The 14,433-nt window shown below is 57.0% G+C and carries 13 protein-coding genes; 2 read left to right on the top strand and 11 right to left on the bottom strand.

The window, feature by feature from the left end; all coding sequences use genetic code 11:
* Together GFB49_RS03710 and GFB49_RS03705 are read left to right on the top strand one after the other, a co-directional pair.
* Entirely contained in the window at positions 1–783 is a 783-nt protein-coding gene (locus GFB49_RS03710) for a type III pantothenate kinase (protein ID WP_153214421.1), read from the top strand.
* Positions 780–2,447, top strand: a complete 1,668-nt coding sequence (locus GFB49_RS03705) for a ribonuclease J (protein ID WP_153214420.1) — start codon at positions 780–782, stop codon at positions 2,445–2,447. Before GFB49_RS03710 ends, GFB49_RS03705 begins: the two co-directional genes overlap by 4 nt.
* 205 nt (positions 2,448–2,652) lie before the next feature.
* Here the strand turns inward: GFB49_RS03705 and GFB49_RS03700 are convergent, their stop codons facing one another.
* The 11 genes from GFB49_RS03700 to GFB49_RS03650 all read right to left on the bottom strand — a co-directional run bounded on the left by GFB49_RS03700 (position 2,653) and on the right by GFB49_RS03650 (position 14,429).
* A complete protein-coding gene (locus GFB49_RS03700; RefSeq protein WP_153214419.1) occupies positions 2,653–2,832 on the bottom strand; it encodes an RSP_7527 family protein in 180 nt (59 codons plus the stop codon).
* 224 nt (positions 2,833–3,056) lie between these two features.
* Positions 3,057–4,445 carry a DEAD/DEAH box helicase gene (locus GFB49_RS03695; protein ID WP_153214418.1) on the bottom strand — a complete coding sequence of 463 codons (1,389 nt, stop codon included), beginning with the start codon at positions 4,443–4,445 and terminating at the stop codon, positions 3,057–3,059.
* A gap of 177 nt (positions 4,446–4,622) precedes the next feature.
* Positions 4,623–5,573, bottom strand: a complete 951-nt coding sequence (locus GFB49_RS03690) for a glycosyltransferase family 2 protein (RefSeq protein WP_153214417.1) — start codon at positions 5,571–5,573, stop codon at positions 4,623–4,625.
* Entirely contained in the window at positions 5,570–5,812 is a 243-nt protein-coding gene (locus GFB49_RS20985) for a hypothetical protein (RefSeq protein WP_194269249.1), read from the bottom strand. The genes GFB49_RS03690 and GFB49_RS20985 overlap by 4 nt, the downstream gene beginning before the upstream one ends.
* 191 nt (positions 5,813–6,003) lie before the next feature.
* Positions 6,004–7,170: an acetylornithine deacetylase gene (gene argE, locus GFB49_RS03680; protein WP_153214415.1), complete on the bottom strand. Its 1,167-nt coding sequence runs from the start codon at positions 7,168–7,170 to the stop codon at positions 6,004–6,006.
* Positions 7,171–7,173: 3 nt separating this feature from the next.
* Positions 7,174–8,358: a M24 family metallopeptidase gene (locus GFB49_RS03675; protein WP_153214414.1), complete on the bottom strand. Its 1,185-nt coding sequence runs from the start codon at positions 8,356–8,358 to the stop codon at positions 7,174–7,176.
* Between the two features lie 11 nt (positions 8,359–8,369).
* On the bottom strand, positions 8,370–9,743 hold the full coding sequence (locus GFB49_RS03670; RefSeq protein ID WP_153214413.1) for an aspartate aminotransferase family protein: 1,374 nt from the start codon (positions 9,741–9,743) through the stop codon (positions 8,370–8,372).
* Positions 9,744–10,129: 386 nt separating this feature from the next.
* Positions 10,130–11,062, bottom strand: a complete 933-nt coding sequence (locus tag GFB49_RS03665) for a carbohydrate kinase family protein (RefSeq protein ID WP_153214412.1) — start codon at positions 11,060–11,062, stop codon at positions 10,130–10,132.
* On the bottom strand, positions 11,059–12,585 hold the full coding sequence (locus GFB49_RS03660) for a mannitol dehydrogenase family protein (RefSeq protein ID WP_153214411.1): 1,527 nt from the start codon (positions 12,583–12,585) through the stop codon (positions 11,059–11,061). Before GFB49_RS03660 ends, GFB49_RS03665 begins: the two co-directional genes overlap by 4 nt.
* Positions 12,585–13,586 carry an ABC transporter ATP-binding protein gene (locus GFB49_RS03655; protein ID WP_153214410.1) on the bottom strand — a complete coding sequence of 334 codons (1,002 nt, stop codon included), beginning with the start codon at positions 13,584–13,586 and terminating at the stop codon, positions 12,585–12,587. The genes GFB49_RS03660 and GFB49_RS03655 overlap by 1 nt, the downstream gene beginning before the upstream one ends.
* 9 nt (positions 13,587–13,595) lie before the next feature.
* Entirely contained in the window at positions 13,596–14,429 is an 834-nt protein-coding gene (locus tag GFB49_RS03650) for a carbohydrate ABC transporter permease (RefSeq protein WP_153214409.1), read from the bottom strand.
* Between the last annotated feature and the right edge of the window lie 4 nt (positions 14,430–14,433).

Genomic DNA, 14,433 nt, shown 5'->3' with positions numbered 1-14,433 from the left:
ATGCTTCTGGCGGTCGACTGCGGCAATACAAATACGGTGTTTTCCTTGTGGGACGGTACCTCGTTTCTGGGCATGTGGCGCACCGCAACCGATTGGAAACGCACCGCTGACCAGTATTACGTCTGGCTCGACACGCTGATGAAGCTGCAGGGGATCGATGCCGAGATTTCGGATATGATCATCTCGTCCACAGTGCCGCGCGTTGTCTTTAACCTGCGCGTCCTGTCGGACCGCTATTTCAACACGCGTCCCTTTGTGGTGGGCAAATCCGATTGTCTTTTGCCGGTCGACGTGCGCGTGGATGAGGGTACAACCGTTGGCCCTGACCGGCTGGTGAATACAGTGGCCGGGTTTGACAAACACGGCGGCGACCTGATCATCGTTGATTTTGGCACCGCCACCACCTTTGATGTGGTAGACGTCGACGGAGCCTATGTGGGGGGCGTGATTGCGCCGGGCGTGAACCTCAGCCTCGAAGCCTTGCATCAGGCGGCGGCGGCCTTACCTCATGTTGATATTTCCAAGCCCCAACGGGTTGTCGGCACCAATACGGTGGCCTGTATGCAATCCGGTGTGTTCTGGGGCTATGTCGGTCTGGTGCGCGAGATCTGCGACCGGATCAAAGCTGAACGTGGCACAGCCATGAAGATTATCTCTACAGGCGGGCTGGCGCCGTTATTCCAGCAATCCGCTGATCTGTTTGATGCGTTTGAGGAAGACCTCACGATGCATGGGCTGCAGATCATCCATAATTACAACAAGGAAGTTGGCGCACAGGAATGAGCACTGAACGATTGATTTACCTGCCCTTGGGTGGGGCAGGGGAAATAGGCATGAACGCCTATGTGTATGGCTATGGGGAACCGGGCAAGGAACGCCTGATCCTTGTGGACCTTGGCGTGACCTTCCCGGATATGGACACCACGCCGGGGGTGGATCTGATCATGGCCGATATGGCCTGGCTGGTTGAGCGCAAGGACCGGTTGGATGCGATCTATATCACCCACGGTCACGAAGATCACATCGGCGCAGTGGGGCATCTGTACACAGACCTTGATACGCCGATCTACGCCCGCGCCTTTACAGCCAACCTGGCGCGGCGCAAGCTGGTGGATCAGGGGCTGGACGGGGATGTGGTTGAAACCGTCTCTGCCTGGCCGGAGGTGCAGCAGCACGGGCCGTTCAAGGTCTCGGTTGCGCCCATGTCGCACTCGATCCCCGAAAGCGGCGCGCTGGTGATTGATACGCCCGCGGGCCGGGTGGTCCACACCGGCGATTTCAAACTGGACCCGAACCCGATGGTGGGGGAGCCATTTGATCCCGACATGTGGGCCGAGATCGCCAAAGACGGCGTTCAGGCGCTGGTGTGTGATTCCACAAACGTGTTTTCACCCAATCCCGGCCGCTCGGAATCAGAACTGCCGGGCGCGATCACCAAACTGGTGGCTGGGGCCAGCGGCATGGTGGCGGCAACCACCTTCGCATCAAACGTGGCGCGGGTGCGGACTTTGGCCGAAGCAGGCGCGCGGGCCGGGCGCTCCATCGTGCTGTTGGGCCGCGCGATGCAGCGGATGATCGAAGCGTCTACTGAAACGGGTGTGCTGACCGATTTCCCGTCGGTTGTGTCGGCAGAAGATGCCAATAAAATGCCGCGCGACAATCTGATGCTGATCACCACCGGCAGCCAGGGTGAACGGCGCGCCGCGACCGCACAGCTGGCCCGTGGCAAATACCGGGGGATCGAGCTGAAGGAAGGCGATACCTTCCTGTTTTCCTCCAAAACCATTCCCGGCAATGAAAAAGACGTCATTCGCATCATCAACCAGTTCTCGGAACGCGGTGTCGAAGTGGTGGATGACAGCTCGGGGCTGTATCACGTGTCCGGCCACGCCAATGGTCCGGATCTCGAGCTGTTTCATAACTTGATCAAGCCCAAAATCCTGGTGCCCATGCACGGCGAACACCGCCACCTGCGCCGCCATGCGCAGCTGGGAGAGGAAAAAGGCATGGCCTCGACCGTTGCGGTGAACGGTATGATGCTGGATCTGTCTGGGGATGCGCCGCGGGTGGTGGAATATATAGACACCGGCCGCAAATACCTGGATGGATCCGTCAAATACGGCGCGTTGGACGGTATTGTCCGCGACCGGATCCGCATGGCGCTGAACGGTTTGGTGGTGGTGACCGTGATCCTGGACGAGGATGACGAGCCGCTGGGCGAACCCTGGTGTGACATTCGTGGCCTGCCGGAGGTGGGAGAAAGCCAGGCAGAGCTGGTGGATGTTATGGAAGAGGATCTGAACCAGTTCCTGATGCGCGCCGATGCCAAGACCCGGCGCGATGATGACAAGCTGGAAGAAAACCTGCGCCGTATCGCACGCCAGACGTCGATGTCCGAGATCGGTAAAAAACCGGAAGTCACGGTGATCATCAGCCGCATGCGGTAAAGACCCAGCGCGGGGGCCGGGTGCTCCCGCCCGGGTCTATTGCGCATCCATGGATGCACATGACCCCGTTGGGCCAAGCGCCGCGCGCCCTGTCGGGCGCGCGGCGCGGTCGCACGGAAACGCAAATGCCGCGCCCCAAGCAAGGGTCGCGGCATTGTTTCGTTTTGGCAATCAGCGTGGCGCAGAGCAGGTGCGCCGGGATCCCTTAGCCGCGCAGCGGACGCGCGCAGCTGGGGCAGGACGTTGCCTTGCGTGTGGCAGAGAACAGCGTGCGGACGATCTGGGTCAGAACCTTGGTCACGGCTTGCGCGCGCAATTCATGGGCGCGCTGTTCGATCCGGCGAATTTCAGCGGCGTTCAGAGGTTTTGCATCAACATAGGTCATAGCGGCGGTGTCCATTATCATCACTGGCACGGGTTTGATCTTGGGTTCTCTATACGCCTGCGGTTTGCGAAACACATGCCTCATGTTGGAAAGCCCGCCATGTCCTGAGCGCAAGGCTCACCCGCAAGGGATCTTTTGGTTAACCTGCTGCAAATATTAAAAAAGCCGCCCCCAATCAGGAGGCGGCTTGCATATCAGACATGCGTCAGGCGGATAGCTGAGGATCAGCTGGCGCGGCGCTCGGCAAAGCTGAGCGCGATAAAGCTTGGCAGATGGTCGCCCATGCCCACCACGGTGCGGTCATCGCGACGTCCGCCACTCCGTTTAGAGGAGGGTTTGCGCTCCTCGCGCGGCTTGCTGTCTTCGGATTTGGAGCGTGATTTGCTCTCATCCGATTTTGAGCGCGACTTGCTCTCGCGACGGGGTTTTTCGTCGCTTTCGGCCTTGGCAGGTTTCGGCGTAGGCTTGACCGGGTTTTCCATCCGGTCGATCTGTTTCTTGACCAGGCTTTCAACCGCATCCAACGCCTTTTCATCGCGGGGCGCACAGATGGTAATGGCCTCGCCCTGACGACCGGCACGACCGGTCCGTCCGATCCGATGCACATAGTCTTCGGCGTGACCTGGCACATCATAGTTGAACACATGGCTGACGCTTGGCACATCCAGACCGCGCGCGGCCACATCCGAAGCCACAAGAATACGCAACGTCCCTTCGCGGAACCCATCCAGGGTTTTCGTCCGCTGGGCCTGATCCAGATCGCCGTGGATTGGTGCCGCGTCATGGCCGTATTTCTTGAGGCTTTTGGCAACGATATCCACATCCGTTTTCCGGTTGCAGAAGATAATCGCATTGGTGCAGCTGTCGCCTTCCTGTTCGATCAGGGCGCGCAGCACCTTGCGCTTTTCGCTGCCTTCGCGGTCCTTGCGCGAGGCTTTGAACTGCACCACGGATTGTTCGATGTTTTCCGATGTGGTGGCCTGGCGGGCAATCTCGATCCGGGCAGGCGCCGACAGGAATGTATTGGTGATCCGCTCAATCTCGGGCGCCATCGTGGCCGAGAAGAACAGCGTCTGGCGGGTAAAGGGCGTCAGGCTGAAGATACGTTCGATATCGGGGATGAAGCCCATATCCAGCATCCGGTCGGCCTCATCCACCACCATGATCTGCACGCCGGTCAGCAGCAGCTTGCCGCGTTCAAAATGGTCCAGCAGACGGCCGGGCGTTGCGATCAGAACATCCACACCGCGGTCGATCAGCGCCTCTTGTTCCTTGAAAGAGACCCCGCCGATCAGCAGCGCTTTGGTCAGCTTCATGTGTTTGGTATAGGTGTCAAAGTTTTCGGCCACCTGTGCCGCCAGTTCCCGTGTCGGACACAGAACCAGGCTGCGCGGCATGCGGGCGCGGGCGCGGCCACGGGCCAAAAGCGTGATCATCGGCAGCGTGAAGGACGCGGTCTTGCCGGTGCCGGTCTGGGCAATGCCCAAGACATCCTTACCTTCCAGCGCCGAGGGAATAGCCCCGGCTTGGATGGGCGTCGGGGTCTCATAACCGGCTTCTTCCACGGCTTGTAAAACCTTGGGGTTCAGGTTCAGATCGCTAAATTTTGTCATATGTGTCCGTTTTTTGCGGACAAAACCTGGCCCGCGCGTGCTGTCATCAAAACGGGGCTTCGGCTGGCAGCTTCGATCCCGCGGTTGACGCAGCGCATAGCAAAATCGAAGCTCACCGTCAAACTTCACGCTCAAAAATCGCGTCCATGACAGAATTTAGGATATTTGCGCAACAATTTAGCCAAATTGCGGGAAATGGGTCCTCAGGTGGTCCTCAAGATGCAGAGGCCGCAGCCGCAAAAGACCATGCTGTTCCAGTTTTGCGCGTTTTTCCGGCGAATCCGCACAGAACTCGTCATAAAAGCCACGCAACCCGACCTCACCCTCGCGCTCCATCACATCTGCCAGGACCGCATGCATGTTCAGTGGTGTCGGGGCCTGGCTGCGTGCGCCCAGCTCTTGGCGATAGGCGCCATTGGCGTGACGGTAAGAGAAATGCGCAAACCAATCCGCCCAGCTGCGACCGTGGAAATGGCACAGGTCGACCGCATCCAGTTCCAGCTGACATGGGTTTTTCAACCCCATCACAAAGGCATTGTGGATCCGGAACGTGACCTCATCCAAACCGGTGCGCAGGAACAGTTTGCCCGCAGCATTGCTCAGCAATCCCCGATGGGAATAGGCGCCATATGTGGGGTAAAGGTCGCGCAACACCGCAGGCAGCTCTGATCCACGCGGGGCGGCGGCGCGAAAGACATCGCTTTGATCTGCCATCACCTCAATCGGGCGCAGCCGGGCACAGAGCGCCTCAGGCGGCAGCTCAGCCAAAGCCTGCGACAGCGGCGCGGCGGACCATATAAACTCATCCACATCGATATGGGCCAGCCAGTCCAGATCCTTGCACTGCTTTTGATAGGCGCGATTGGCGTTATGGGTCTGGCGCACCTGATGTTTCTTGGGCCGTTTAACAGGCTGCCTGCGCCAATAGCCGTCATCACAGTCAATCACCCGCACTTTGGGATGCGCCTTCAGATGCGGCAGCGCCTCGGGGCAGGGGGCATCCAGATAAATACAAACCCGATGCGCACCCTGTGCCAGATGATAGGCCGCAAAGGTCAAAACCTCCTGCGCCGACGCCTTGATGGTTGAGACAACACCCCAGCGGGGAAGAGGTCGGGGATCAGTCATTCAGCGCCGTCTTTTGCCTGGATCAAGTTGCGCAGAGCATGCAGAACCGAAGGCAGGAAGGCAAGCTTGGGGCGTTGGTGTTCCGCAGTCAGGACCAAACAGCCACGTGCGTTGCCGGTCGCAATACCAGCAGCCCAATCCAAACCGGACATCCGAATGCAAAACGAAAGGCGGGACAGGTTGCCTTTTGCCTTTGCGCCGTTGAGTTTAAAACACAGAGGCAGGATTTTCTTTCCCAACCAAAGGCGCTTTAAAGCGCGCAGATCGTTCTCTGTGAGCGTGCCCAGAGGTGGGATCAATCCGATGACAATTCAGCTTGGCTCGCGACCTAAAGGCTTTTGCAAAAAAGGACCTCAATTCGCCGATTGCGCGAAAGCTCCTGACCTCTAATACCGTGCGCCTTATCTGGCAGAGAACTCGGGCACTGCAATTAGTCAGGGATGTCGGTGTAGAAGGCTGAATTCATATTTTGCAACACGTCCAGGCAGCGCGACAATTGTTCGATCGAAAGGAATTCATCCGCCTTATGGGCTTGATCGATACTTCCTGGGCCGCAGACAACCACGTCCATCCCAAGCTGTTGGAAGATCCCCGCCTCGGTTCCAAAGGGCACAAGGTCGGCCGAATTGGCGCCTGTCAGCGCGCTCAGGAAACGTTTTGCCGAATTATCCTCAGTTGGGATCAGACCGACGACCTCCCCAATGACTTCTGTTTCGATGGCCGCATCTGGATGCACGGTGCGCATGGCAGGCAGCAGGACATCGCCGCAATAGTCGGATAGGGCGGCTTTGACGAATTGCGCATCCGAGGGCTGAACTGGTCGCATCTCCCAATCCACCTGCGCTTTTGGGGCAATGACATTGTGTACGCTGCCGCCATGAAGCGCGCCGATGTTCAACGTTGTCCAGGGCGGGTCAAAGCGGCTGTCTTTGGGGGCGCGTGTCTTCAGTTCTTCACGCAACTCCAGCAGTCGCGCAACAAACCGTGTCGCATATTCCACCGCATTCACACCCTGATCCGGGGCCGAGCCATGCCCCTCCAGACCTTGGACTCGCGTCGTATATTCATAACAGCCTTTGTGGCCTTCAATGATGCGCATCATGGTTGGCTCGCCGATGATGGCCATCGATGGGCGAATGCCACGCTCAGAAAGCGATTGGGCCAAATGCCCCGCTCCGATGCACCCGGTTTCTTCATCATAGGTAAAGGCAAAATGGATGGGCCGGGTCCGGGGCGTTTTTGCGAAGACCGGTGCCATCGCCAGCGTTGCGGCAACAAACCCCTTCATATCGCAGGTGCCGCGCCCATAAAGCCGCCCGCCCTGTTCAACCATCTCAAACGGATCAGATGACCAGGCCTGATCTGTCACCGGCACCACATCCGTATGTCCAGACAGGACGAGCCCCCCGTCGCGTTCCGGCCCCAACGTGGCAAAGAGGTTTGCCTTTTGGCCACTGGGGTCGGGGACGATCTCAATGCGCGCGCCGCAGGCATCCAGATGTTCGGCGATAAAGTTGATGATCGCCAGGTTGCTGTCAGAAGACACCGTCGGAAAGGCGATCAATTTCTGAAGAATTTGCTTGGTCTGGTCGAGCATGCTTCAGTCTTTAACAAACAGTTTGCGATCGATTTTGCTCAATGGCTCCGCTGCCCCGGTCTCGCTGATCAGGATGGTTTCCGTGGTCTCAAGCCCCCAGCTGTCCATCCAGAGCGCGGGCATAAAGTGAAACACCATGCCAGGTTCCAAAACCGTTGTATCCTCACTTCGGATCGAGGCCGTCCGCTCCCCCCAGTCGGGCGGGTAACTGAGGCCAACGGGATAGCCCATGCGCCCTGAACGCTTGATCCCGTGTTTCGCGAGAACGGCCATAAAGGCATTGGCGATGTCACAGGTGCGATTGCCTGCGCGCGCCACATCCAGCCCAGCGGCGATGCCTTCCAACTGGGCCTCCTCGGCGCGCAACATGTCGTCAGAAGGGCGACCCAGAAACACAGTGCGGCACAAAGGCGCGTGATAGCGCCGATAACAGCCCGAAAGTTCAAAGAACGTCGCTTCGCCTGCACGCATCGGCGCACCGTTCCAGGTCAGATGCGCCGCAGTTGCGTCAATCCCAGAGGGCGTTAAGGGGACAATTGCGGGATAGTCACCCCAGTCATCGCCCACGCCCGTAATGCCTGCATGCATAATGTCGGCCACGACGTCGTTCTTGCGCACACCTGGAGCCGCGCGCTCGATTGCGGTTTGCATGACTTTGTCAGAGATTGCCGCCGCCTTGCGGATAAACCCAACCTCATCTGCGGATTTGACCAGCCTTTGCCAATTGACCAGCGCGGTGGCATCCGCCAATTCGGCATCTGGCAGCGCCTCTGTCAGAACGGCATGGGCCTTGGCCGAGTAATAATAGTTCTCCATCTCGACACCGATGCGGGCCTTGCCGAGCCCGCGCGCCTGAATGTGTTTGGCAAGGTCCTGCATCGGGTGTATTTCGGTCGACTGAACGAAATGATCCCCATAGCCAATAATATTGACATGGCTCATCCAGCAGGTACGCCGCCCGCCCATCATGTCCATATGACGCCCCCACCACACAGGTTCGCCTTGCAGGGTCAGCAACACGCCCTGATGCACATAAAAGGACCAACCGTCATAGCCCGTCAGCCAAGCCTGATTTGACGGGTCGGTGACAAAGATCGCGTCCAGCCCGGATTGGATCATTGCGGTACGGGTCTTTTCCAGACGGCGTTGGTATTCCGTCTGATCAAAGGGTGTATTTGCATATGTCATAGCGATCTCCTTCACCCCAGCACGGCTTTAACCGCACGGGTTGTTGCCTCGACGATCCGGTCCGCCTCAACTGTGGTCAGGCAGAACGGCGGCGCAAATCCCAAAATGTCGCCCTGCGGCATGGCGCGGGCTATGACGTCATCTTGTTCCAGCAGTTTGGCGGCAATCTGCGGGCCGATCTTGTCGCTGGCCTCAAAGAATCTGCGGTCAGCCTTGTCAGCCACAAATTCAACGGCACAGAGCATGCCTGTCCCGCGCACCTCGCCAACATTGGCATGATCGCCCAAAGCGTCCTGCATAGCTGAATTCAGATAAGCGCCAACGGATCCGGCATTCTCAACCAGTTTGAGGTCATCCAGCAGCTTCAGGTTTGCAACCCCCGCCGCCGCCCCAATTGGATGCGCGGAATAGGTCCAACCGTGGCCAATCGGGCCGTTTTCATCCGTGCCTTGTTCCAGAACCTTCCACATCCTGTCGGACACGATGGATCCCGACAATGGCGCATAGGCCGATGTCAGCCCCTTGGCGATAGTGATCAAGTCCGGGCGCATCCCATAATGATCCGAGCCAAACATGGTGCCCAGCCGACCAAATCCGGTGACAACCTCATCCGCAACAAGAAGAATATCGTGTTTATCCAAAACGGCTTGGATGGCCGCCCAATAACCTGGGGGAGGCGGCACAATGCCTCCGGTGCCCAGAACCGGCTCGCCGATAAAGGCCGCGATTGTGTCAGCCCCTTCGCGATCGATCAACGCTTCCAGCTCAGCGACGCAATGGTCCACAAACGCGCCTTCGCTTTGTGCCAGATCTGTGCGGCGGAAATAGTAGGGCGCTTCGGTGTGGATCACCTGGGCCAAGGGCAGATCAAATTTGGCGTGAAACAGGCCCAGCCCAGTCAACGATCCCGTCATCAGGCCCGAGCCGTGATAGCCACGCCACCGAGAGATGATCTTTTTCTTCTCAGGGCGTCCCAGTATATTGTTGTAGTACCAGATCAGCTTGATGTTGGTCTCATTTGCATCCGAGCCGGAGAGGCCAAAATAGACCTTGGACATGTGATCCGGCGCGCGGTCCAATATCATTTTGGAAAGGGTGATCGAAGCCTCGGTCCCATGCCCGACATAGGCGTGGTAATAGGCGAGCTCGCGGGCCTGTTCTGCTATCGCCTCTGCAATCTCAGGACGGCCATAACCCACATTCACACAATAAAGCCCGGCAAAAGCGTCCAACAACTGCTTCCCATCACGGGTGCTGATGTGACAGTCCTCTCCACCGGTTACGACGCGATGGGGCAGGTCACCCCGCGCAAAATCGGAAAGATGCGTCGAGGGATGAAAGAAATTCTCGCGGTCCCATTGTTCAAGTTGGTCGTTGTGAAGCATTTTAAGCCCTTCAAACAAAGGCGGCGCGCCGCCGGTTATATGAAAGGAGCCAAGTGCACGCTTTGGACCGTCTTGGCCCAACCTGAGCAGATCGGCTCCGCTCTCCCGGACAGCAGCGCGCAATGCCTTTATTGCCAGGGTGCGCCAACTGAAGCATGAACGAACCGGCCTCGGCAACAAAAAATATAGCCGCTTGACGATTTGCCGAACCGGTTTCGAATTGCCGTCTAAGAACTGTGCGTTGCAATGGTTTGCCTTGGCTCTCAGCGGTTTCCCCTGACCGATGGGACGTCCCGTGTTCCAGGCCTTGCGTTTTGAAAGGACCTGCGGGCGCTAGGCCCCAGCATCAAACTTGCGGCCCGAATTTTGCTTCAAAGCCCTTAAATTTAAACCTCAACTTCTTGGGTCCAAGGAGGGTTCGCGCCCTTTCGGGAGACCGAGATTGCGGCGACCTTTGCTGCAAAAACCAACGCCTGCCTTAAGTTTTCCGCATCAAGCGCCTCAAAAGCTTTTAAATCCAAACACCCTAATGCGTTGAGTTTACACAAGAAGCCGGCATTGAAAGTATCACCCGCCCCCACGGTGTCCACGACATCAACTTTTTCGGCCGCAACGATGACTTCCGAACCATCTGGCAAGAAGCCGACAACCCCGGCAGATCCACGCGTCATAACGACGACCCTGGGACCGAATTCCATCAGCGTGGCGATCTTTCTTGCAAAAGGCATTGGCTCTGGGACAAGCCACTCAAGATCCTCATCTGACACTTTCAGGATATCGGTTTTGGCCAGCATCCGCTCCAGTCGCGCGCGGTATCGTTTTTGATCCGGAATAAGCGTCTCGCGGATGTTTGGATCCAGCATCACAACCCGCCCCGATTTCTCCCGCTCCAAAAGCGTGGCATAAGTCTCTGCCGCTGGTTCCGTGGCGATGCTGATACCGCCAAAGAAAAGGGTGGAAACCTCCATAGGCACGTTGGGCAAATCAGTTCGCTCCAACATGCGGCTGGCTGAGTTCTCATCCACAAAGCTGTAGTTGGCCTGGCCGCTGACAAGCTGCACAAATGCAAGTGTCGAAGGACGGCTTGTTGTCACGACAAATGAAAGATCGACGTTGGAGGCGCGCAGGTGCGCGGTCAATTGCTGACCAAACATGTCATCGGACAGGCCGGTGAATAACCCGGTCGTCACGCCTAAACGACCCAAGGCAACCGCCGTATTCATAACCGCGCCACCACAGTGGGGTACAAACCCATCTGCCCCACCCAGGGTTGGTTCGGGGATCATGTCGATCAGAGCGTCGCCACAACACAGGATCATCTTGGTGTCCCTCTCTCTGGGTTTTGCACATTTTCTAAATACGATTGAAGTGTCGCAAGGCCGCCTTTGGATGAAATCATCTGCAACCAGCGACAAAAGGCAGGTTCAAAAATGGGATCGTTGGCCAAGTCACCATAGATTTGGTGCTGTTCCAGCCATGCTGCAGGTCTTTGGGCGCTTTCTTGCGCAACAGCTTTTAAACGCTCCCAATTGGGGTCATTGTCTTCAATACTTGTCCCGTCATCCCGAACCCCCGTACACATTCGTGCCCAGAGCGCTTCCACCAGCGCCAAGCCCTCAATGGAACTTCCGCTGTCCAATGCATCCCGAATGATCGGCAAGAGGAACTCTGGATGGCGTGAAGAACCGTCAAAAGCCACGCGGCGGGTTGTGTCCCGGATCTCTGGATTTGAAAATCGCTGAGCAATCTGAGCGATGTATTGCGATGGTGTCATGCCAGGAACCGCGGCAACAAAAGGTGCAATTTCCTCATGTTCGACCTTGTGGAAGAACCGGGAAATCACCGGGTGGGACATACATTCCGCAATTGTCTCTAATGCCATCAGCTCGCCGACATTTGCCAAAACCTGATGGCCTGCATTCAAGAGGCGGATTTTCATGGCCTCATAGGCGTGAACCTGCGGTGTCATGATAACCCCAACCTGTTCAAGCTCTGGCCGACCTGCGCAGAAATCGTCTTCGATGACCCACTGCCGATAGTTTTCATGCGTGACCGGAGCGGCATCATCCACACCCAGGCTCTTTGCCAAGGCTATTTCGTTTGGGCCAGTTGCTGGAACAATGCAATCCACCATGGAGTTTGGGAAGCTACACGTGTCTTCGATCCATGCCGCAAGCGCTGAGTCAATGTGCTGCGCCAAAGATAGAATAGCCTGGCGCGCAATGGTCCCGTTGCCTCGCAGATTATCGCAGCTGAGCACACTGAAGGGTCCGGTGCCAGCTTCACGCCGGAGCCTGAGCGCCGCCACTATCGCGCCAAAAACCGTGCGCGGGGATTGCGGGTGGTGAATGTCGTGCTGAATATCCGGGTGATCGACATCCAGCCCCCCGTCACCTGAGGAGATAAAGTATCCGCCTTCGGTAATTGTAAGTGAAACGATCCGAATGCCGGGTTCGGCCATTTGGCGTATCAACGCTGTGTTCCGGGTCTCAATCGGCAGGTAGTCGATCATGGAACCAATGACTTCGGCAGACTTCCCTTTGGGAGAAAGCTCAATCAGCGTTGTCAGGTGATCCTGAGCGATCAGGCGTTCCCGCATCAGCTGATCTTGCGGGCGAACCCCAGCGCCAATGATGGCCCAATCCTGCGCCAGTCCTTTCTGCATCAATTGATGGATGTACCAGGCCTGATGGCCACGGTGGAAATTACCAAGGCCGATATGCACAATGCCTGCACGCAGCTTGGTCCGGTCATAGACGGGGCAGACCACCGTTTCCGGAAGGCTGGACAGGTTGGCGTCCAAAAGCGGTATCCCATTGGTATTTGAACTCGTGGAAGCCATCACAGTCGTAGACCCTGAGCATCAAATTTATGGAGCTGGTCGGTCTGTGGTGTCAGGTACACTGTGTCGCCGTGATGGACAGAAATGTCTCCATTGACGCGTACAGTGATCATCTCTGCCACGTCGGTGTCATGCACATGGAGAAAGGTGTCCGAACCCAGGTGCTCCGCAACCCCGACGCGGCCTTTCCACAGGCCATCTGTCATGCTGACCTTGGTGTGCTCTGGTCGGATACCAATGGTTGATGCACCGTGTTTCTGAGCTTCCGCGCCGCTCACAAAGTTCATCTTTGGAGAGCCAATGAAACCCGCGACAAAGGCGTTTTGGGGTTTGTGGTAAAGCTCAAGCGGCGTTCCAACTTGTTCAATTACACCGGCGCGCAGCACTACGATTTTATTGGCCATGGTCATGGCTTCGACCTGATCATGTGTCACATAGATCATGGTGGTTTTCAGGCGTTCGTGCAGTTCGCCAATTTCCAGGCGCATCCCGACGCGCAGCGCAGCGTCGAGGTTGGAGAGAGGTTCATCAAACAGAAAGGCCGCCGGCTCGCGCACAATCGCGCGCCCAATGGCCACCCGTTGACGTTGACCACCAGAGAGATCGGCCGGTTTGCGATCCAGATAATCCATGAGGTTCAGCGACTTGGCGGCGGTTTCGACCCGTTGGTCGATCTCTGATTGGGCCATTTTTGCCATGCGCAGTGGAAAGCCGATGTTTTTGCGCACCGTCATATGAGGATAAAGCGCATAGGATTGGAACACCATGGCAAGGCCACGTTGCGATGGCGGCACGTTGGTGGCCAGTTTGCCGTCGATCTCCACCTCGCCTGAGGTCAGATCCTCAAGCCCGGCGATCATCCTCAACAAGGTGGATTTTCCACAGCCGGAGGGGCCGACAAATACGGTGAATTCCCCATCTTCGATGGTCAGATCCAAGGGGGGGATGACCTGAACGTCGCCAAAGCTTTTGGTCACGTTTTTGAGTTGTATACGTCCCATAGTTGTTCCTTATTTCACGGCGCCGAAGGTCAGGCCTTTGACGAGTTGTTTCTGGCAGAACCATCCGAGCACAATGATGGGCCCAACGGCGGCTGCGGAAACGGCGGAGAGGCGTCCGAAAAACAGACCTTCTGGCGCTCGGTTGCCTTCGATGAGTTTGGAAAGCGTGGCGGCATCCGTCGTGGTCAGACGCACGGTCCAATAGGCCTCGTTCCAACAGAAAATGAAGCAAAGCAAAGCGGTTGAGGCGATACCGCCCCAGGCCAGAGGTACAAGGATTTCCTTGATCTCCCCCCAGGTGTTCACACCGTCCATCTGACCCGCTTCAATGATGTCTTTTGGGATTTCCTTGAAATAGGTGAACAGCATCCAGACCACGATCGGAAGATTGATCAAACTGAGCACCAGGATGATGAGGAAATGCGTATCAAACAGACCGGCGGATTTGGTGAGGAAGGTCATTGGGTAAAGCACTGCCGCTGCTGGCAGCATCTTGGTTGAAAGCATCCACATCAGGACATCTTTGGTCGCGCGGCTTGGATTGAAGGCCATCGCATAGGCGCATGGAATGCCAACAAACAGGGTGAATACAGTCGCGAAAACGGCGCTGATGACCGAGTTCTTGGCAAAACGCCAATAGTCGTAGTTTTCGGTCATATTCAGATAGTTCTCAAACGTCGGTGTGAACCAGATCAGATGTTCAGGTTTCACCGCGTCAGCGTCTGTTTTGAAGCTGGTCAGCACCATCCAGAAGATCGGGAAGAAGAACAAGAGCCCCACAATCCATGCCAGAGCTGGCCGACCGTATTTCGCAAATCTTGAGGGTTTTGCAACAATTGCCATTGGT

It is taken from the genome of Tritonibacter litoralis (genome assembly GCF_009496005.1).
Classification (GTDB): domain Bacteria; phylum Pseudomonadota; class Alphaproteobacteria; order Rhodobacterales; family Rhodobacteraceae; genus Epibacterium; species Epibacterium litoralis.
This window is presented reverse-complemented; position numbering and strand designations above follow the sequence as displayed.